The sequence below is a fragment of the Desulforamulus profundi genome, assembly GCF_002607855.1.
The window spans coordinates 39,099-60,017 of sequence record NZ_AWQQ01000105.1 but is presented as its reverse complement, the minus strand read 5'-3'; the positions used below and the strand labels follow the sequence as shown (position 1 = coordinate 60,017).

At 54.9% G+C, this 20,919-nt stretch carries 12 protein-coding genes and 5 pseudogenes; 2 read left to right on the top strand and 15 right to left on the bottom strand.

Annotation, left to right across the window (positions count from 1 at the left end; translation table 11 throughout):
* Window positions 1-22: 22 nt before the first annotated feature.
* The 14 genes and pseudogenes from P378_RS15935 to P378_RS15870 all read right to left on the bottom strand — a co-directional run bounded on the left by P378_RS15935 (window position 23) and on the right by P378_RS15870 (window position 18,711).
* Window positions 23-718, bottom strand: coding sequence for a DUF554 domain-containing protein (locus tag P378_RS15935; RefSeq protein WP_099083937.1), 696 nt, complete (start codon window positions 716-718; stop codon window positions 23-25).
* A 78-nt stretch (window positions 719-796) separates the two neighbouring features.
* Window positions 797-1,945 carry an RNA-guided endonuclease InsQ/TnpB family protein gene (locus P378_RS15930; protein ID WP_274378743.1) on the bottom strand — a complete coding sequence of 383 codons (1,149 nt, stop codon included), beginning with the start codon at window positions 1,943-1,945 and terminating at the stop codon, window positions 797-799.
* 634 nt (window positions 1,946-2,579) lie between these two features.
* On the bottom strand, window positions 2,580-3,701 hold the full coding sequence (locus P378_RS15925; protein WP_238473324.1) for an HD domain-containing phosphohydrolase: 1,122 nt from the start codon (window positions 3,699-3,701) through the stop codon (window positions 2,580-2,582).
* 142 nt (window positions 3,702-3,843) lie between these two features.
* Window positions 3,844-5,218 (bottom strand): annotated as a pseudogene (gene argH / locus P378_RS15920) (argininosuccinate lyase).
* 75 nt (window positions 5,219-5,293) lie between these two features.
* Window positions 5,294-6,497, bottom strand: a pseudogene (locus P378_RS15915) (argininosuccinate synthase).
* A 139-nt stretch (window positions 6,498-6,636) separates the two neighbouring features.
* Window positions 6,637-7,578, bottom strand: coding sequence for an ornithine carbamoyltransferase (gene argF / locus P378_RS15910; RefSeq protein ID WP_099083935.1), 942 nt, complete (start codon window positions 7,576-7,578; stop codon window positions 6,637-6,639).
* A 21-nt stretch (window positions 7,579-7,599) separates the two neighbouring features.
* Entirely contained in the window at window positions 7,600-10,824 is a 3,225-nt protein-coding gene (gene carB / locus P378_RS15905) for a carbamoyl-phosphate synthase large subunit (RefSeq protein ID WP_099083934.1), read from the bottom strand.
* A 10-nt stretch (window positions 10,825-10,834) separates the two neighbouring features.
* Window positions 10,835-12,027: pseudogene (locus P378_RS15900) on the bottom strand (acetylornithine transaminase).
* Between the two features lie 59 nt (window positions 12,028-12,086).
* Window positions 12,087-12,943 (bottom strand): annotated as a pseudogene (argB, locus tag P378_RS15895) (acetylglutamate kinase).
* 162 nt (window positions 12,944-13,105) lie between these two features.
* Complete coding sequence (gene argJ / locus P378_RS15890) at window positions 13,106-14,326, bottom strand: bifunctional glutamate N-acetyltransferase/amino-acid acetyltransferase ArgJ (protein ID WP_099083933.1); 1,221 nt, start codon at window positions 14,324-14,326, stop codon at window positions 13,106-13,108.
* A 16-nt stretch (window positions 14,327-14,342) separates the two neighbouring features.
* The gene (argC, locus tag P378_RS15885) at window positions 14,343-15,383 is read right to left on the bottom strand and encodes an N-acetyl-gamma-glutamyl-phosphate reductase (RefSeq protein ID WP_099083932.1); all 1,041 of its coding nucleotides are present in this window, start codon (window positions 15,381-15,383) and stop codon (window positions 14,343-14,345) included.
* Window positions 15,384-15,500: 117 nt separating this feature from the next.
* Window positions 15,501-16,499, bottom strand: a complete 999-nt coding sequence (gene amrS / locus P378_RS15880; RefSeq protein WP_099083931.1) for an AmmeMemoRadiSam system radical SAM enzyme — start codon at window positions 16,497-16,499, stop codon at window positions 15,501-15,503.
* 68 nt (window positions 16,500-16,567) lie between these two features.
* The gene (gene amrA / locus P378_RS15875; protein ID WP_099083930.1) at window positions 16,568-17,971 is read right to left on the bottom strand and encodes an AmmeMemoRadiSam system protein A; all 1,404 of its coding nucleotides are present in this window, start codon (window positions 17,969-17,971) and stop codon (window positions 16,568-16,570) included.
* 68 nt (window positions 17,972-18,039) lie between these two features.
* A complete protein-coding gene (locus tag P378_RS15870) occupies window positions 18,040-18,711 on the bottom strand; it encodes a LysE family transporter (RefSeq protein ID WP_238473323.1) in 672 nt (223 codons plus the stop codon).
* Between the two features lie 116 nt (window positions 18,712-18,827).
* Here P378_RS15870 and fliK point away from each other — a divergent pair, with 116 nt between their 5' ends.
* Both fliK and P378_RS15860 read left to right on the top strand, forming a co-directional pair.
* A complete protein-coding gene (fliK, locus tag P378_RS15865) occupies window positions 18,828-19,421 on the top strand; it encodes a flagellar hook-length control protein FliK (protein ID WP_099083929.1) in 594 nt (197 codons plus the stop codon).
* Window positions 19,408-19,695 (top strand): EscU/YscU/HrcU family type III secretion system export apparatus switch protein, encoded by a 288-nt coding sequence (locus tag P378_RS15860; protein ID WP_238473322.1) that lies wholly within the window; start codon window positions 19,408-19,410, stop codon window positions 19,693-19,695. Before fliK ends, P378_RS15860 begins: the two co-directional genes overlap by 14 nt.
* 56 nt (window positions 19,696-19,751) lie before the next feature.
* Here P378_RS15860 and P378_RS15855 read toward each other — a convergent pair.
* Window positions 19,752-20,881 (bottom strand): annotated as a pseudogene (locus P378_RS15855) (aminotransferase class V-fold PLP-dependent enzyme).
* Window positions 20,882-20,919: the final 38 nt, after the last annotated feature.

Genomic DNA, 20,919 nt, shown 5'->3' with positions numbered 1-20,919 from the left:
ATGCCGGACTGTGGAGTCCGGCTTAAATGCCAATGTTTAGTTTTGTCCATAACCACGAAAGGAAAACTGCCATAAAGATTGCCGGCAGTAAGTTGCCCACTTTAATTTTCTTGATTCCCAGGACGTTACTGGCGATTCCTACGATTAATAAGCCGCCGGTGGCTGTCATCTCGTTGATCATGACAGGCGTCAGAAAAGATTTAAGCCCCCCCGCTGCCAGCGTGATGGCCCCCTGGTAGAGGAACACAGGTATTGAAGAAAATACCACCCCAAAACCCATGGTCGAGGTAAAGATAACGGCGGATGTGCCGTCCAATAGAGATTTGGCATAAAGGGTTGATGCATTACCGGTTAACCCGTCTTCCAACGCCCCCATAATGGCCATTGCCCCTACACAGTAGATCAAGCTGGTGGTTACAAAGGCCCTGGCCACTTCGCCTTCCCCGCCGCCAACCTTGGATTCTAAATAGCTGCCCGCTCGGCCCAACCATCCTTCAATATTTAAAATTTCTCCAATGACGCCTCCCAGAACCAGGCTGAGAATAACAATTAATTCATTCTCGGTTTTAAAGGCCATTTTGAAACCAATTAATGCCACTGCCAGTCCAATACCGCTCATGACGGTATTGTTGGTGGATTCACTGATCCCTTTGCGAAATAATAAACCCACTGCAGTTCCGGCAATAATGGCTGCTGCATTAACGATTGTTCCTGTCATTTCTGTTCCTCCGTACCACCATGTTTCACGTGAAACATTTATTTTTCTTAAATTGAAATAGTATGAAATTCCAGAATTCTACGAAACTTCTTTGAACTTATCCCAATAATCCTTAAAATAAGGATTTCTTAGAATTAAGTCCTTAGCCGTACTACAGCGGCATGTGTCTCGCTCCAGCCTACCGGTGAATCGCTCCACCAGTATCCGGAGGACCAACTTTTTACTCTTGTAAACAGAGCCAATCTCGTCAGAACTTCTGACAAGAATATTTCTGGCTCCATTTACGTCCGCATGGCTTTTATAACCACAGTACCGGCAGGTGAATTCCGCCTGCGAACTGCAATTAGCTTTATCTACATACCCGCAGGAGTTACAGGCCTGCGAGGTRTAGGCAGGGTTAACATAGGTTGCTTTGATACCATATTCTTCTGCTGCCGCATCAAGTTTAGCGGTTATAACTGCCTTGCCAAACCGGGAGAGAAGTCGGTTTAACCTGCGGGATAGGTTGGGGTTTTGAAAGTTAAGTTTTTCTACTACAATTTCCTTTGGGGAATAGAGCTTAATGATGCGATTGATAATCCTGCATATYTCATTTTTGAGGTAGGCCCGAAGTTTCGCCACCAACCTATCATAACGAGGGCTTCTTACCTTTAGCCCTTGCTTCTGCSGGTTGCGGGCCAGGTTAGTGATAATCTTATCGTATTTTGAAAGTGTTTCGTAGAATTTGCGGCCAAAGATATCACCTTTGTTGGTGGTAAAGATGTTCTTTAGGCCTAAGTCTAAGGCTATTTTAGGGGTTAAGGGAATGTAACTGTCAGGTTTAGACKTATCTTTAATAAAGGACACTGTAATCTCGCCAATATCTGTTAAGTTAAACTGACAGAAATTCTTTAACTGGCCAGGAACACTCTCAAAATATTCGTTAGACTGCACAGGAATGTAAACCGGCTTGCCTTTATTCAGAGTAGATAACCGAACCCAATAGTCAAACTTCTTGGCACCGTTATTGTTCCTAGTTTTAATTACCGCAACCTTTTGGTCTAAAGCCATATTTATACGCCCCATCGTAGGCTTACGGTGTTTAGAAAGAATGTGCTTAAATATCTTGCGGGCTAGTCTAATAACTTCCGGGCTTATCTCCCTGTACTCACCCTTTACTTTCTTGCCTTTATCACCAAACACCGGGATTTTTATTGAGTCATTAAACCATTTCCCGTGTTTATTGATGTAAAGTAAATCTATCTTAGTCCTTTCGTCTAAGGAACTGTGGCAAACCCGGTCAACGAAGTCATTCTTCCGGTTAGAGATGAAAGACTCCAGCGACCCGACTACTTGGTATTTGTGATAAGATTCAACAGTCTTAAATCCTCTTGTGCTAATTCTTGCAAAGAAATCACCTCAAAACGCAATCTGAATAATAATAAACATCAATAACACAAGCAAATATTGGCATGTTATTGCTAATTAATGTGTTTTTCGTCAATAGAAATTTCCTTTGTTTTCTGAATAATATTAAGAACAAATTCTTCTTGCGGAAGATTTAGGGGAGTTCCGTTATCCCGTTCACTCCGGTTTCCGCACCGACAACCCTAATGCTCGCTTCGGGCGAAATCCGGTCGCCCTCAATTCACCTTCCTGGTTCAATTCGGGCTGGCGCAACCGTCCTGGTTGCGCCCCCGGATTTCGCTCCTAAGCTTCGCCAAGGGCTGTTTCCGGCGCTCCAACATGTCGTTCGCTAATGATAACGGAACTCCCCTGTTATCCACATTTTAAAAAAAGCATAATTTCCTAAACAATAAAAAAATTACCCTCACTTGTGAATCGGTCGTAGACCGTAACAGGAGGGCTGTTTTGCTTAGTTTTATACCATTTTGGCATTTTTTAAGGCTGCTACAAAGACATCCACCAGCTGGGGGTCGAAGTGTTTGCCGGCGCACCTTTGGATTTCCTGCAGCGCTTCCTCGGGGCTTTTGCCCTTGCGGTAAGGGCGGTCGCTGGTAATGGCGTCAAAGGCGTCGGCAATGGCAATGATCCTGGCCACCAGGGGAATTTGCTTACCCCGCAGGCCGCTGGGGTAGCCGGTGCCGTCATATTTCTCCTGGTGATACATGACGCCTTCATATATTTGTTTCATAATGGATTTGGGTTCGATTTGTTCGATAATCTGGGCGCCGATCACCGGGTGGCTCTTCATGATCTGCCATTTTTGTTCGTCCAGGGGACCCGGATCCAGCAGCACGTTATCCCGGATGCCGATCTTACCCACATCATGCAGCAGGGCAGCCTGCTGCAGAATTTCCTGCTGCTTGGCGCTCATGCCCATTTCCCGGGCCATCAACAGGGACAGCTCGCTGACCCTTTCCGAGTGGCCCCGGGTGTAGGGATCCCTGGCATCCAGAGCCGAAGAAAGGGCTCTGATCAGGCTGATCATTAATTTTTCCTGGTTGGCAAACAGCAGGCTGTTATCGATAATGACCGCCGCCTGGCTGGCAAAGGTGTTGCAAAGTCTCAAATCCCTGCCGCCGAACCGGTTGCCGTCCTGTTTGTTGATTAACTGCAGGCAGCCCAGGGTGCGTCCCTTACTGACCAGCGGCAGAAAAACCATGCTGGAAACGGCAAAGTTCAACGCATAGGTGGCAAGCTCCAACAAATGTCCGTCCTGTTTACCGGCGCCGGTGATGACCGGCTTCCCTGCCACGGCCAGGCCGTTCACATAATCTTGAAACTGCCTGCGCAGCAGGGTAACGGAGTCAAAGTCCAGCCCGTAGGAAGCCACCGGAGAGATTTCCTGTTCTTCTCCCGGCCTCAGCCACAGGATACCGGTTTCGGCCTTAACCAGGAGCACCGCCTGCTCCATCAAAATTTCCACCACTTCCTCCAGGCGGAGGTTGGAGCTGAGCAGGGCGCCCACCTCGATCAGGGTTTCAATTTCCTCGGTGGTGAAGGGATTTTCTGTTTCTACAGCCATACCATGCTCTGCCACAGGAAATTTCTCCTGCAAAATAATATTTAAATAAAATATTGGCTATATTCCAAAAAAACCTGCTGTTTTTAAAGAAACAAGTCTTTTTTAAGTTTTTTGTGCAAAAGTTTTACCCCGGAAACCCCGGGGTAAATTGTTTTATCTATATTTGCTGCAGCATGTTTCTGGCGTTGGCAATGGATTGTTGGACAGCCTCGGGAGCCGGGCCGCCCCTGACTTTCCTGGCGGCGGCGCAGTGCTCCACCCCGATGGCGGCATAAATGTCCTCCGCAAAGGCCGGGGACAGTTCTTTGTATTCCTCCGGGGTCAGTTCTTCCAGGGCCTTTCCCTGCTGCAGGCAGTAGAAGACAGCTTTTCCCACAATTTCGTGGGCTTCCCGGAAGGGTACACCCTTTTTAGCCAGGTAATCCGCCACATCGGTGGCGTTGGTGAAACCGCCCCGGGCCGCCCGGGCCATGTTTTCTTTGCGCACCGTCATGGTGGCAAGCATGGGACGGAAGACCAGCAGGCAGCCCTTGACGGTGTCAATGGCATCAAACAGCGCCTCTTTGTCCTCCTGCATGTCTTTGTTATAGGCCATGGGCAGCCCCTTGAGCATGGTTAACAGGCCCATCAAATCGCCGTACACCCGGCCGGTTTTGCCCCGGATCAGTTCCGCCACGTCGGGGTTCTTTTTCTGGGGCATAATGCTGGAACCGGTGCTGTAGGCATCATCCAGTTCAATAAAGCAAATTCGCCGGTGGACCAGAGAATAATTTCTTCACAAAAACGGCTGAGATGCATCATGATCAGCGAAGCTGCGGCACAAAACTCCACGGAAAAATCCCTGTCGCTGACAGCGTCCAGGCTGTTCTCACTGACGGCGGCAAACCCCAGCAGTTCTGCGGTATACTCCCGGTCCAGCGGGAAGGTTGTGCCGGCCAGCGCCCCGGCCCCCAGGGGCATGACATCAGTGCGCTTGTGGCAGTCCGCCAGCCTGTCCATGTCCCTGAGGAACATCTGGCATAGGCCATCAGGTGGTGGGCCAGGGTGATGGGTTGGGCCCGCTGCATATGGGTATAGCCAGGCATCACGGTATGCAGGTGCTGCTCCGCCAGGCTAAGCAACGTCTCGATGAGTTCTTTCAACTGGGCACGGATTTCGGTGATTTCATCCTTAAGGTACATGCGGATGTCCACTGCCACCTGGTCGTTGCGGCTGCGGGCGGTATGCAGCTTCTTGCCTACGGCGCCGATTTTGGCGATGAGCAGCTGCTCCACATTCATGTGAATATCTTCCGCAGCAATGTCAAACTCCACGTTGCCGCTTTCAATCTCCGCCAGGATTTCTTGTAAACCCCAGACAATTTGCTCCGCTTCCTCGGGAGTAATGATGCCCACTTTCCCCAGCATGGCAGCATGGGCAATGCTGCCCCGGATATCCTGCTTGTACAGTCTCCGGTCAAAAGAAATGGAGGAGTGAAAGTCCTCCACCAAACGATCGGTTGTTTTCTGGAAGCGACCGCCCCATAATTTCATCGTTATACATCTCCTATGTATGACAAAGTGTATGGACACACATTTAGTGTTTATTAATGGTTATTGTGACGCTTCTCACCTAAGTCCCGCCTTTTTCTCCATCATGGCCCGGACTTTCAGGGGCAGGCCGAAGAGGTTGATGAAGCCTGCGGCGTCGGCCTGGTTGTAGACTTCGTCACGGCCGAAGGTGGACAGTTCTTCGTCATAGAGAGAGTAGGGCGAGGTGGTACCGGCGGGCATGATGTTGCCTTTATAGAGTTTCAGTTTGACGGTACCGGTGACGGTGCGCTGGGTGCTGTCCACAAAGGCATCCAGGGCTTCCCGCAGGGGGGCGAACCACACGCCGTCATAAACCAGTTCGGCATACCGCAGGGCAACCTGTTCCTTATAATGCAGGGTAGCCCGGTCCAACGTCAGCAGTTCCAGCTCGTGGTGGGCGTACACCAGGATGGCGCCGCCGGGGGTCTCATAAACACCCCGGGACTTCATACCCACCAGGCGGTTTTCCACCATGTCCACGATACCGATGCCGTTGGCCCCGCCGATGGCGTTCAGCTTTTCCAGCAGGCTGACTCCATCCATCCGCTGGCCGTTTAATGATACAGGAATCCCCTTCTCAAAACCGATTTCCACATAGGCGGGCCGGTCCGGCGCCTTTTCCGGAGGCACGGTCAGCATCAGCATATCGTAGGAAGCAGCATTGGCGGGACTTTCCAGTTCGCCGCCTTCGTGGCTGATGTGCCAGATATTGCGGTCCCGGCTGTAGATGCTCTTCTTGGTTACCGGCACAGGGATTCCCCTGGCTTCGGCATAGTCAATGGCGTCTTCCCGGGAGCGGATGTCCCACTCCCGCCAGGAGCTATGACTTTCAGGTGCGGGGCCAGGGCCTTGACGCCCAGTTCAAAACGCACCTGGTCGTTGCCCTTGCCGGTGGCGCCGTGGGCTACGGCCACAGCGCCCTCTTTTTCGGCGATTTCCGCCAGTTTCTTGGCGATCAGCGGCCGGGCAAAGGAGGTGCCCAGCAGGTATTTTCCTTCGTAGACGGCGCCAGCCTTTAAAGTCGGCCATATGTATTCTTCCACGAATTCCTTGCGCAGGTCTTCAATGTAAATTTTGCTGGCGCCGCTCTGGATGGCCTTTTCTTCCAGGGGGGCCAGTTCCTCTCCCTGGCCCAGGTCGGCGGTCATGGCAATGACTTCGTAGCCGTAGTTTTCTTTCAGCCAGGCAATGATAACGGAGGTATCCAGCCTCCGGAGTAGGCCAGTATAACTTTTGGCATGCAATAAGCCCCTTTCATTGGTTTTAATTTTAGTGTTTTCGACAATTTGCTAGATATTCCTACCTGAGGTCATTTGTCTTGCCAAATAATCATAGGAAAAGGCTGATGGTCCCTTAAGCGAACCAACAGCCAGAAATTTTTACATCAACAGCGCCATAACCGCCTTCTGGACGTGCAGGCGGTTTTCCGCTTCGTCCCAGACCACCGAGTGGGGTCCGTCGATAATTTCCGCCGTGACTTCCTCACCCCGGTGGGCCGGCAGGCAGTGCAGGAAGATGAAATCCTTTTTGGCGTGGGAGCACAGGGCTTCGTTCACCTGGTAAGAAGCAAAGACCTTTTCCCGTTCCTGCTGCTCCGCTTCCTGCCCCATGCTGGCCCACACATCCGTGACGATGACATCCGCATCTTGAACGGCCTCCACCGGATCGGTGAGTACCTCGATTTTAGCGCCGGTGGCCTGGGCATCCTGTTTGGCCAGTTCCTCCACCCAGGCCTTGGGCCGGTATCCCTCCGGGGAAGCCACGCTGATATCCATGCCTACCTTGGCACAGCCGTACATCAGCGAATGGGCAATGTTGTTGCCATCCCCTACGTAAGCCAGCTTCAGACCTGACAGTTTGCCCTTGTGTTCTTTGACGGTCAGCAGGTCCGCCAGGATCTGGCAGGGGTGGGTCAGGTCGGTGAGGCCGTTGATGACCGGAATGTCGGCATATCGGGCCAGTTCCTCCACCTCGCTCTGGTCAAAGGTGCGGATCATGATGCCGTCCACCATGCGAGACAACACCCTGGCGGTATCCGCCACCGATTCTCCCCGGCCCATCTGAATGTCCTTGGGACTTAAGAAGAGCCCGTAGCCGCCCAGTTGATAGATGCCTACCTCAAAGCTGACCCGGGTGCGGGTGGAACTCTTTTGAAAGATCATGGCCAGGATTTTTCCCTGCAGATAGGGGTGCGGGATGCCGGCCTTTTGCAGGCCTTTGATGCGGGCGGCTTCCTCCAGCAGCAGGTTGACTTCTTCCACCGTAAAGTCATGCAGGGTCAGTAAATCCCTGCCCTTCAGTCTTTTATTCAGGTCTTCCATCTATGTCATCCCCTCCGGCCATTAACCTATGTTTTTGGCAGGCCTTTTTTCATTGAGAAACTCGGTAAAGCGATCCAGGGAGACCGGCGCCACCGGGTCGCCCTGTAGCAGTTCGTGCAGCACACCGGCCATGGCCTTGGCGGTATCCAGGGAAGTTAAGCAGGGCACTTTATACTCCGCTGCCAGCCGGCGCAGGCGGAAGCCGGCACGCCCGGGCACCTTGCCCCTGGTGGGGGTATTGATCACCATTTGCACATTGCCGGAACGCACTCGGGCCAGGGGATCTTCGGTGCCCACCACCGGCAGCCCGGCGGAGGCCAGGGCGGCAGCGGTATTCATGGTGGCGTACAGCTTGAAGCCCAGGTTGGCGTACTGGCGGGCCACCGCCACGGCCTCCAGCTTATCCCGGTCCGCCACCGAGAAGAGGACAGCGCCGCTTTTGGCCACTTTCAGTCCGGCGGAGGTAATGGCCTTGTAGAAGGCGTGGGAGAAGGATTTGTCAACCCCCATCACCTCTCCGGTGGATTTCATTTCCGGTCCCAGGGAGGTTTCCACCAGCCCCAATTTTTCAAAGGAGAATACCGGCGCCTTGACGGTAATATGATCGGAGACCGGGCCCAGTCCGGGACGGTAGCCCAGGTCCGCCAGGCTTTTGCCCAGCATGCAGCGGGTGGCGGTCTGCACCATGGGAACCCCGGTCACCTTGGAGAGGATCGGCACCGTCCGGGAAGCCCGGGGGTTCACTTCCAGCACAAAGACTTCCCAGTCGCCCACCACGTATTGGATATTCATCAGGCCGCAGACCTTTAAGGCCCTGCCGATGCGGACAGTGTAGTCCACCACCTGCTCCATTTCCTTCTGGCTCAGGCTCTGGGGCGGGTATACCGCAATGCTGTCCCCGGAGTGAACCCCCGCCCGCTCGATGTGCTCCATAATGCCGGGAATAAAGATCTTCTGCCCGTCCCCAATGGCGTCCACTTCCACTTCTTTGCCCCGCACATATTTATCCACCAGCACCGGGTGCCTGGGGGACACCTGCACGGCGCTGGACATGTATTTCAACAGCTGGTCGTCGTTGTAGACAATCTCCATGGCCCGGCCGCCCAGCACGTAGGAAGGGCGCACCAGCACCGGGAAGCCCAGGTCTGCCGCAATTTGCCGGGCCTGCTCCACGGTGGTGGCGGTTTTCCCTTCGGTCTGGGGGATGCCCAGGCCTTTCAGCAGTTTTTCAAATTTCTCCCGGTCTTCGGCGGCGTCAATGCCCTCCACCGGGGTGCCCAGGATGTTCACTCCCAGTTCCGCCAGGTCGCCGGCCAGGTTGATGGCGGTCTGCCCGCCAAACTGGACAATGACACCCAGGGGCTTCTCTTTATCAATGATGTTCATGACGTCTTCCACCGTCAAGGGCTCGAAATACAGCTTGTCGGCGGTATCAAAGTCGGTGGAAACGGTCTCGGGGTTGTTGTTGATAATAATGGCCTCGACATTTTCCTTCTGCAGGCCCCAGACCGAGTGCACCGAGCAGTAGTCAAATTCCACGCCCTGGCCGATGCGGATGGGGCCGGAGCCCAGCACAACCACTTTTGGCCGCCCGGACACTGCCACCTCATCCTCGGCATCATAGGTGGAATAGTAATAGGGTGTGGAGGCTTCAAACTCGGCGGCGCAGGTATCCACCACCTTGTAGGTGGGCAAAATACCGTATTGCTTGCGCAGTTCGCGGATCTCTTTCATAGATTTGCCGCACAGACGCCCGATGTGGGCATCGGATAAGCCGCAAATCTTGGCCTTGCGCAGCAGTTCCTGCCCGGGCAGCCCGCCGGCCTTGCGGATTTGCTGCTCCAGCACCACCAGGTCCTTGATTTTTTCCAGGAACCAGTAGTCTATACCGGTCAGCTGCCGAACTTCCTTCAGGGTCCAGTAGCGGCGGAAGGCCTCGGCCACCACAAACAGCCGCTCGTCGTCCGGCCGGTTCAGCTTGCTTTCCAGTTCCATCTCGGTCCAGCTGGCGCTGCCCTTGATCTGCAGGCTGTCGACGCCGATCTCCAGGGAGCGCACCGCCTTCATTAAAGCCCCCTCAAAGCTCCGGTCAATGGCCATCACTTCGCCGGTGGCCTTCATCTGGGTGCCCAGGCTCCGGTCGCCGCTGGCGAATTTGTCAAAGGGCCAGCGGGGAATTTTGACCACCACGTAATCCAGGGTAGGTTCAAAGCAGGCGGTGGTCTTGCCGGTCACCGGGTTGGTAATTTCATCCAGATTGAGCCCGATGGCGATTTTGGCGGCCAGTTTGGCAATGGGGTAGCCGGTGGCCTTGGAAGCCAGGGCCGAAGAACGGCTGACCCGGGGATTTACTTCAATGACAATATAATTCATGCTGTGGGGGTCCAGGGCAAACTGCACGTTGCAGCCCCCGGCCACTTTGAGAGCACGGATGATCTTCAGGGAGGCGCTGCGCAGCATTTGATATTCCCGGTCCGACAGGGTCTGGGAGGGCGCCACCACGATGCTGTCCCCGGTATGGACTCCCACCGGGTCGATGTTTTCCATATTGCAGATGGTGATGCAGTTGTCCGCATTGTCCCGCATCACTTCATACTCGATTTCTTTCCAGCCTGCCACACTGCGCTCCAGCAGCACCTGGTTGATCATGCTCATCTTGAGACCCCGGTGGCAGGTGGCGGTTAATTCCTTTTCATCCTTGACGATGCCGCCGCCGGTGCCGCCCAGGGTATAGGCCGGGCGTACGATGAGCGGGTACCCGATTTTGTTGGCGAAGTCAATGCATTCCTCAACGGTGCTGGCAATGGTGCTTTCCGGAATGGGCTCGCCGATTTCCAGCATGGTGGCCCGGAAAAGTTCCCGGTCTTCGGCCTTTTTAATGGTTTCCAGGGAGGTGCCCAGCAGTTCCACACCGTACTTTTCCAGGATGCCGCGCTCGGCCAGTTCCACCGCCATGTTCAGGCCGGTCTGGCCCCCCAGGGTCGGCAGCAGGCCGTCCGGGCGCTCCTTGGCGATAATTTTTTCAATGCTTTCCCAGGTGATCGGCTCTATATAGACAACATCGGCGATGTCCCCGTCGGTCATGATGGTGGCCGGGTTGGAATTCACCAGCACCACTTTGATGCCCTCTTCCCGCAGCGCTTTGCAAGCCTGGGTTCCGGCATAGTCAAATTCCGCCGCCTGGCCGATGATGATGGGACCGGAACCGATTACCAGTACTGTTTTGATGTCCTTCCGTTTGGGCATCGTGAACCTCCTACAATACATTCTTCATTGCTTGATCCAGAATAGCCACTGCCTGGTCCACTTCATCTCTGGTTATGATCAGGGGCGGCAGGAATCTCAACACGTTGCCGTTGGTGCAGTTGATGAGCAGTCCCTGCTCCAGGCAGCGGGCGACGATGTCCTTGCCTTCGATGGCCAGCTCCATCCCCAGCATCAGGCCCAGTCCCCGGACTTCTTTGACATAGGGATATTTCTGTGCTAGGGTGGTTAATTGGTTCTTAAAGTATTCGCCCATGCTTTGGGCGTTTTCCTGCACCCCGTCCTGGAGGATGGTTTCCATGGCTGCCAGGGCAGCGGCGCAGGCCAGGGGGTTGCCCCCGAAGGTGCTGGCGTGATCGCCCGGTTGGAAGGCGCTTGCCACGTGATCCTTGGCCAGCATCGCCCCGATGGGGAAGCCGCCGCCCAGTGCCTTGGCCAGGGTAATAATATCCGGTTCTACCTGGTAGTGCTGGTAAGCCAGAAACTTGCCGGTACGTCCCAAACCGCACTGAACTTCATCAAAAATGAGGAGCAGCCCCTTCTCTTTACACAGCCCGGCAACCCCTTCCAGGTACGCCGGATGGGCCGGAATGACGCCCCCTTCCCCCTGCACCGGTTCCAGCATCACCGCGCAGGTTTGGGGACCGATGCTTTGCTCCAGGGCCGCCAAATCGTTGTAGGGCACATAGTTGAAGCCCGGGGGCAGGGGATCAAAACCCTTTTGATATTTGGTCTGGCCTGTGGCGGTAACAGCCGCCAGGGTGCGTCCGTGAAAGGAATTGGTGGCTGTAATGATTTCATATTTGTCCGGGCCGAGGTTTACTTTGGCATACTTGCGGGCCAGTTTAATGGCCCCTTCGTTGGCTTCGGCGCCGCTGTTGCAGAAAAAGACTTTCCCTGCACAGGAGTTTTCCACCAATAATTTGGCCAGTTTTACCTGTGGTTCGATCCAGTAAAGGTTGGAGCAGTGCAGCAGGGTTTTGGCCTGCCGGCAGACGGCCTCCGCCACTTTCGGGTGAGCGTGGCCCAGGGAATTCACCGCCAGCCCCCTACAAAGTCCAAATACTGCCGCCCGTCCGCATCCCAGACCCGGCACCCTTCCCCTTTAACAAGTGCCATAGGCAGCCGCCCATACGTATTCATCACATACTCCTGCCCCATGGCCAATATCTCTTGGTTATTCATTCTTTCCCACCTGACCTTTCATTTAAAAAGGCCGACGTCCGACGACTGACGACCGACGACTAAACAACCATGGTTCCGATCCCTTTGTCCGTGAATACCTCCAGCAGGATGGAGTGGGGCACCCGCCCGTCCAGGATGTGGGTGGTGGCCACCCCGCCCTTGATGGCGTTAATGCAGCATTCCACCTTGGGGATCATACCCCCCTGGATAACGCCCCGCTCAATCAGCGTAGGGATTTCCTCCACCTTGATGGTGGACAGCAGGGAATCTTTATCGTTACGATCCGCCAGGATCCCTTCTACATCGGTTAAGATAATCAATTTATCCGCCTGCAGCGCGGTGGCAATGGCGCCGGCCACCGTGTCCGCGTTAATGTTGTAGCTTTCCCCTTGCTGGTCCACACCCACCGGGGAAACCACCGGAATGTAGCCCTCTTTGATGACCGTCTCCAGCAGTTGGGGATTAATCTGGGCCACTTCTCCCACGAAGCCGATGTCCTGCTGCCCGCTGCCAAGCTTTTTGCCGGCGATGATTAAATTGGCGTCCTTGCCCGAAAGACCGACGCCCCGGCCCCCCAGCCTGTTGATGAGGGCCACGATTTCTTTATTCAGCTTGCCCAGCACCATTTCCACCACTTCCATGGTGGGGGAGTCGGTTACCCGCAGGCCGCCGACAAACCGAGACTCTATGCCCAGCCTTTTCAGCATGCCGGTGATTTCCGGGCCGCCCCCGTGCACCACCACCGGGTTGATGCCCACAAACTTCATTAACACCAGGTCGGTCATGACGGCCTGCTTCAGCTCGCCGTTGATCATGCATGGCCGCCGTATTTGATGACAACGGTTTTCCCGTAAAATTTCTTGATATAAGGCAGTGCCTCCACCAGGATGCCGGCCTTTTCCAGTGCAGTTAGCATAGTTTTATAGATTCTCCCTCATCGCTCCTATATTCCTAAAGGTAGTTCCTGGCACTCTGCCATCAGCCGTCAGCTTTCAGCTTTTTTGGCCTTAGCCATTAGCTTTTGGCCCTTGGCTATTAGAACAGTTTGGTTGGCAAATGGCCAACAGCCAAAGGCTAATTATGTTCGATAACTGCCGTTAATCCTTACGTAATCATAGGTTAAATCACAGCCCCAGGCTGTGGCGGAATACGCGCCGGATTTTAAGTCCACAAAGATAATCACCGGGTCCTGGCTTAACATTTCGGTGGCCCGTTCCTCGTCGAATTCAACCGCCCCGCCGTCTTTGGCCACCTGGACGTCGCCGATAAAAATATCCGCCCGGGCGGGGTCAAAGACAGCTCCGGAATACCCCAGGGCACAGAGGATGCGCCCCCAGTTGGCGTCTTTGCCGAACACCGCAGCTTTAAACAGGTTGGAGCCCACCACCGAGCGGGCCGCCAGGTTGGCATCCTGTCTGGACGGTGCACCGGTGACGTTCACTTCGATGAGCCGGGTGGCTCCCTCACCGTCCCGGGCAATCATTTTGGCCAGGGCGGTGCATACTTCCAGCAGTCCCTCGTAGAAAAAGCGGTAATCCTCGGAATCCAACTTGATCTCCGGGTTGCCTGCCTGGCCGTTGGCCAGCACCACCACCATATCATTGGTGCTGGTGTCCCCGTCCACCGTGATCATATTAAAGGAGCGATCCACCGCCCTCTTGAGGGCGGTTTGCAGTGCCTCGCTGCCAATGGCGGCATCGGTGGTGATAAAGCACAGCATGGTGGCCATGTTGGGGTGAATCATGCCCGAACCTTTGGCCATGCCGCCGATGGTCACAACACTCTTCTTGATGTGTACCTGCACCGCAAATTCCTTGGGCACCAGGTCTGTGGTCATAATGGCCCGGGAGGCCAGTGCGTGATTCTCTTTATTTAAGGAGGCCACCGCCTGCGGCACTGCGGCTGTAATCTTCTCCACCGGCAGCGGTACGCCGATCACCCCGGTGGAGGCCACCAGCACTTCCTCCTCGGCAATGCCCAGGGAAGACGCTACGGCCCGGGCCATCTCCACGGCATCCGGCAGGCCCCTCTCGCCGGTGCAGGCGTTGGCGTTGCCGGCGTTAACAATCACCGCCCGGGCGGTTCCCGCAGCAACCCTCTGGCGGGTCAGTTCCAGGGGGGCTGCCTTTACCAGGTTGGTGGTATAAACCCCCGCCGCGCTGGCCGGCGCTTCGGAATAGATGAGGGCCAGGTCTGGTTTGCTGTCCTTTTTCAGCCCTGCGGGCACCCCGCTGGCAGAAAAACCCCTGGGGGCGGTCACCCCGCCGAGGATATTTTTATAAGCTCCTGCTTCCGTCATAATTTTCCTTCCTCTCCTACGGGTACATCCCCGCAAAGTCCAGGCCGGTGTCCTCCGGCAGCCCCAGCATGACATTTAGATTTTGTACTGCCTGGCCTGCGGCACCCTTCATGAGATTATCAATGGCAGATAAGACAATCACCCGCCCGGTTCTGGGGTCCACTGTCACGGAAAGATCACAGTGGTTGGACCCGGCCACTGCCTTGGTGGACGGGTACATGCCCGCCGGCAGCACCCTGACAAACCGTTCCCCCTTGTAAAACTGCCGGTAGAAATCGGTAAGTTCCTCGGTATTGAGTTCCGCGGTCAGTTTCCCGTACATGGTGCTGAGAATGCCCCGGACCATGGGGGTAAGGTGCGGGGTAAAATTCACGGTCACCGGCATACCCGCCAGTTCCGATAACTCCTGCTCAATTTCCGGCGTATGGCGGTGGGTTGCCACCCCGTAGGCTTGAAAGTTTTCGGTGGTCTCCGAAAAATGAGTCTTCAGGCTTAACCCCCGGCCGGCGCCGGAAACGCCGGATTTGGAGTCAATAATAATGGTTTCCGTATCAATTAATTTATTAGTAAGCAGGGGTGCCAATCCCAGAATGGCGCTGGTGGGGTAACAGCCCGGGTTACCCACGATGACACTGCCCCTGATTTCTGCCCGGTTCAGTTCCGGCAAACCATAAACCGCTGATGCCACCAGAACCGAGGCGGTATGCTCTGTCTTGTACCAGGACTGGTAGACATCCACGTCTTTCAAACGGAAATCCGCACCCAGGTCGATCAGCCGCCTGCCGCGGCGCATCACCTCATGCCCGACGGGCATGGCATGGCCGTGGGGAAGGGCGGTAAAAATCACATCACAGCGGGAAACCAGATCACTTAAATTGAATTCTTCCAGGGTTTTGTCCACCATTCCGTATAAATGGGGGAAAACCTCCCACATGTTTTTTCCGGCATAGGTCTGGGAGGTTAGAACACTTAACTCCACCTTTGGATGACCGGCCAGCAGGCGTACCAATTCAGCGCCCGCATAGCCGGTTGCTCCCACCACTCCTACCTTGATCATTCCGGCACCTCCAAAATAATGCATAATTATTTGTATATTCTATGTTTTTATTCATAAAATTAAGGGGTTAATATTTATAATTATACATAACAGCGAATAAAATACAATGATTAATTTTTACCCTTTGATTTTTATGGCTTGCCCGCACTCCCGGCAGGCTTGTCCCGCCAGACCCACCACCTCGGTTTGATAGCCGCCCCTTTTGATGATTAATTTACCGCATCGGGGACAATAGGTATTCTGGGTGGAGGGGTCCCCCAGGTTGCCCAGAAATACGTAGTTTAACTTTTCCCTGGCCATCTCATAGGCCCGGTGCATGGTTTCCACCGGGGTGGGCGGCAGGTCAAATTTGTAGTTGGGAAAGTAGCGGGAAAAGTGAACCGGTATGTCCGGGTTCATGCCCGCCACCCAGTCCACCAGTTCCCTGATTTCTTCGGGAGAGTCGTTCAGCCCGGGCACCAGCAGGGTGGTGATTTCCACATGGCACTGCCGCTGGGCGATTTCCACCGTTCGGATGACCGGTGCCAGGCGTCCCACACAGTTTTCTTTGTAATATTTATCCGTAAACCCCTTGACATCAATGTTCATGGCATCGATATAGGGCAGTAGTTTCTTTAAGGGCTCTTCTTTTGCGTAGCCGTTGGTCACCAGCACATTTTGCAAGCCGGCCTCCCGGGCCAGGCGGGCGGTATCATAAACATACTCGTACCACATAAAGGGCTCCGAGTAGGTATAGGCAATGCCCACACAGGGCAGCCCCTTGTCCCTTTGTTCCAGGGCCAGGTCCACCGCCTCTTTGGGCAGCAGCTTCAAGGTATTGGGGTCGCCATGGGCAATCTGCCAATTCTGGCAGAAGCCGCAGCGCAGGTTGCAGCCCACGGTGCCCAGGGAAAGAATCAGGTTGCCGGGGTAAAAGTGGTAAAGGGGTTTCTTTTCCATGGGATCCAGGGCATAGGAGGATACCTTCCCGTAGTTCAAGGTATATAAAACATCTCCCCTGTTTTCCCGCACCCGGCAAAACCCCCTGTGCCCGTCCTTAATGCTGCAGCCCTTGGGACAGAGCTCACAGAAAACCAAACCATTGTCCTTCTTGTGCCAAAACATCGCTTCATGCATTTGCACACCACTCCGGTTCTCTTCTATGAATGGTTTATTCCCACCTCTAACCTCTCACTTCCCACTTCTCAGCAGTAGCGAACCACCTCAAACCGCTCCAACTGCACTTCTTCCTCCGGGGCGATGCCGGCCTTCTGCTTGGCGATCTCCACCTGCTGCCGGGGTGTGTCAACTCCCTCCAGGTCCGGCAGCAGCAGGCCGCTCCTGCTGCCCCGCCGCACAATCACCCCGTATTTCTTCACGTCCAGTTGGTCGATGCTCTGGATGGGTTCCGGCGGCATCAATACGTCCACCGAAACTGTCAGTTCATCCAACTCATCCAGGCGGATGGGGTAAAAGCGGGGGTCCTGGGTGCCGGCACTCACGGCGTTGTAGGCCACTTCCTGCACCACGTTCTGCCGGGTGGGAGCGGTGGTGCCGATACACCCTCTTAACTGGCCGTTCTTTTTAAAGGAAACAAAGGCACCGGCCTTACCGGCAAACTCCGGCGGAACTTGATAGCTGTCCGGTTCTTTCCACTGCCCCTTGAGATGACTCTCCAAACTCTGCCGGGCCACCTGAATCAGGTAGCTTTCCCGGCTTCGCATTCCCTCCAGGGCCTTTTTGCGGTCCTCCTGCAGCTTCTCCAGCAATTCTCTGCCCGGATCGCTGCCGGTGGGCGCCAGGGAGTACACCAGATAGCCGACTCCAAAGGGACCCTCATAGGATAACACTTCACTGTTTACCGCACAGCCGTCCAGCGCCCCCAGCATCATGATGATGGGGCGCAGGCCGCACTCGCCGGCCCGCTCGCACAGGTCTTCTTCCAGGTTGATGATGCCCGGTACATCCAGGTTCTTGATCAGGGACACAATGGTCCGGTCGAACTCCTTCCCTCGGGGGTCATAACCCGCCGGGGCATCCGGTGTCAGCCGGTGGGATAAGTCGCCGCTGGCAATCACCGCCACTTTGGTTTCCGACGCCCGGGCAGCCCGCTGCACCGCAACGCCAAAGGCATATAATTTTTCCGGTGAAAAGACACCCATGGAGCAGGGGACCAGGGGCAGGTCAACCCCGGCCTGCCGGAGGTAGTACAGGGGAACGGTAAACCCGTGGTCCAGGCTTAGATCCACCCCTACCCGGCCCGCCACTTTTGGATCAATCTCAACCACAGGCAGGCCGAGGTCTTCGGCCTGCCAGCCGATTTCATTTCCCAGTTCCTTGTCGTAGCGGCAGGTAAAGGCCACCTCTGCCGCCCCGAAGCGCCGCAGGTCTCCCTTGGATTCAGGCAGCGCGTTAATGGCAATGGCATCCCCGAAGACCGGAGCATGGGGGGAAATCATGACCAGCGTGGCGGCACCGCTGCTCTTAATCCGGCGCCCCAGTTCCAGCATTGCGTCCCGGGTGGCCATAATCTTATCCGCCTCGGCGCCGCCCACTTCCGGCAAAGCAATGGGCGGGTGAGGCATGATACCACAGAATACCACCGTCATAGTGCATCCCTCCGAACCTATGAAATTCCGAAACTACCGGGCTTTCATCCGTATTCTTACTTAAATACTCACTTTTTATGTGATGCCCGTAAATCCCTTATAGACAAACATACCGCCCAGCCAAACCAAAAAGATGCCGCAGGCACTAAAATGCCTCTGTAGATGGTCGGGCTGAGAATTTTTCTGCCGGCTGTCACAGCCCCGGCAATCAAAGAGTACCAGAGCAGGTCCGCCAGGAAATGTCCGGCTACAAATGCACCGAGGCCCATGGTGCCTTCTTTCATGGAAAGGGTGATATAGCCTAAGCCCACCGTTGCCCACCAGAGCGACCAGTAGGGGTTAGAAAAGGAAACAACGGCGCCTACGGCCACCAGGTGCAAATCTGTTTTGACTTCCCCCTTTTCCCCGGGGGAGGGGTCCCCGTGGCCCGGCATTTCAAGTGAAACTTTTCTAAGATAGGCATCCCTGGCCATGCCGTATCCCATATAGAAAAGGAACACACCGCCGAGGACGGCAATCATACTGCCCACACTGGGTACAGTAAGGATTTTGGCTAACCCTGACAGCAACGCCAGCACCAGCGACAGTTCCAACAGCACGTGTCCTAAAATGAGCAGCGGTCCCGCCATAAACCCTCGTTTGGCGCTCTCACTGAGGGCCAATGTGAAGAGCGGTCCGGGCATCATGGCTCCGGAGAGGGCCAAGACAAAAGATGACACAAATATCGCCAGGATCTCCATAAAAATCACCTCGCCTTAAACTTCTGGTATCTCGGGCAAATCCCTGCCATTCTGTCAAGGGTGGAAGGAACAAATTTACCTTTGTCGAAGGTATAGTTTTTAAAGGGGGGTTTTTGATGATTGACAAAGTGATGTCTGCCCTGTTCAAAGCCAGCGAAAACATGAGGGTCACCCCTGGGAAACACGTCGACAAAATCCAACAAAAACCCTTTGGACTGGAACAAAACCTGGCCGCCGAGGCGGCCAGGGAAATGACCAAAACCGGCCGTCCTGCGGGACCCAGGACACCGGACCCCGTCACCGCTCCCGACCGGCAGGATCAGTTGGCCTTTGTGCCGCTTCCTTTGCGCACCCCGCTCTACGAAGATGCCAGGTTTTATTGGAAAGTAAAAGACTTTTCCGCCAAAACCGGGAAAGACGGGGAAGCCAAGGTTATTTTCAGTCTCAACACCGATACCCTGGGCCTATTGTGGTTTACCTTAACCACCCAGCCCGGCAGCTCCCTGTCGGTGCAATGCATTACCGAAATCCAGACCGCGGCCGAAATCTTCCGGGCCGGCGCGGCGGATCTGCAGAAGGAATTGACGGAACTGGGCTATCAAAACGTGATTGTTTCCTGCCGGATGCAACCCGGCATACGCAGTATCGCCGACATTGACCCGGATTTTGCCTCCGGGGAAAGCAACATCTTATTGGATGTGCAGGTGTGAGTATGAAAACGAAGAGAGAAAGGGTCGCCGCAGCCCTGCGCTACCGTCAGGACCGGGACAATGCGCCCACCGTTGTGGCCGTTGGCAAAGGGGATATGGCCAATGCCATGGAAAAATCGCCCGGGAAAATGACATTCCCCTTTACCGCGATGAAACCCTGGCCCATACCCTGGTTGAACTGGGCCTGGGCGTGGAAATTCCCCGGGAACTTTATGAGGCCGTGGCCAAAGTGCTGGTGCATGTGGCTGCTTTGGATAAGAAACTCATTCGGTAGTGTTGTAGCTCATCAAGAGCCGGGCGGAAATTGTTTTTCTGCCCACACAAAATAACTTAATAACTTAGGTAGCAGGTACCTGCGGGAAGAGTGGCCACCACCAGGGGACTCGCTGCCGCAATCTCTTGAAGGGCATTTAGCGCAAAGTCCACTTCTTCGGGTTTGTTGAAATAGGAGAAACTAAAACGCACCAGCTTTTCCTCAAAGGTGCCCAGGGTGCGGTGGGCATCCGGGGCGCAGTGCAGTCCTGCCCGGCAGGCGATAGTATATTTTTTATCCAGCAGGTCTCCCACCTCGCCGGCTTTATAGCCGTCAATGCGGAAGGAAACCACCGGCACCCGTTTCTCCAAATCCCCTGGTCCGTAAATATGAAGCCCGTTAATTTGGGCTGCCCCCTCCAGAAACCGTTTGGTTAATTTCATTTCGTGTCCCCTGATTTTGGCCATCCCAACCCGGCGCAGGAATTTGACTCCCGCTCCTAAACCGGCAATTCCCACAGCGTTCAAGGTGCCGCATTCATATTTTTCCGGCAGCATGTCGGGCTGGGTCGGGGTTTCGGAGCCGCTCCCGGTGCCACCTTCCCGCAGGGTCATTAACTGCACACCCTCCCGGATATAAAGACCTCCGGTACCCTGGGCCCCAGCAGGCTTTTATGCCCCGGGAAGGTTAATATGCTGATGTTTAATTTTTTTACATCTATGTCCAGCAGACCGGCCGTCTGGGCCGCATCCATGAGAAAGTGAACCTGATGCCTGGCAGCAATGCGCCCCACCTCTTCCACCGGCATGATGGAGCCGGTCACATTGGAGGCATGGGTCATAACAATGGCCCGAGTATTGGGCCGGATGGCCTTTTCGATCTCATGAACATCAATATTCCCCCGGCTGTCACATTGCACTTTGGTAACCTGCACCCCGTAGGATTCCAGGGTATGGAGTGGCCGGGTCACGGAATTGTGTTCCATGGAACTGGTAACCACATGATCTCCGGGTCGTAATAATCCTTTGATGGCCAGGTTTAAGCTGTCGGTGGCGTTTAAAGTGAAGATCATCCGGTGATGGTCCCCTACGTTAAAAAGGTCAGCCAAAAGCTGCCTCGTTTCATCAACAATTCGATTGGCCTCAACGGTTTTTTTGTGACCTGCTCGCCCGGGGCTGGCTCCCACTTCTCTGATAAAGTGTTCCATTGCCTGCCAGACTTCCGGCGGCTTGGGCCAGGAAGTGG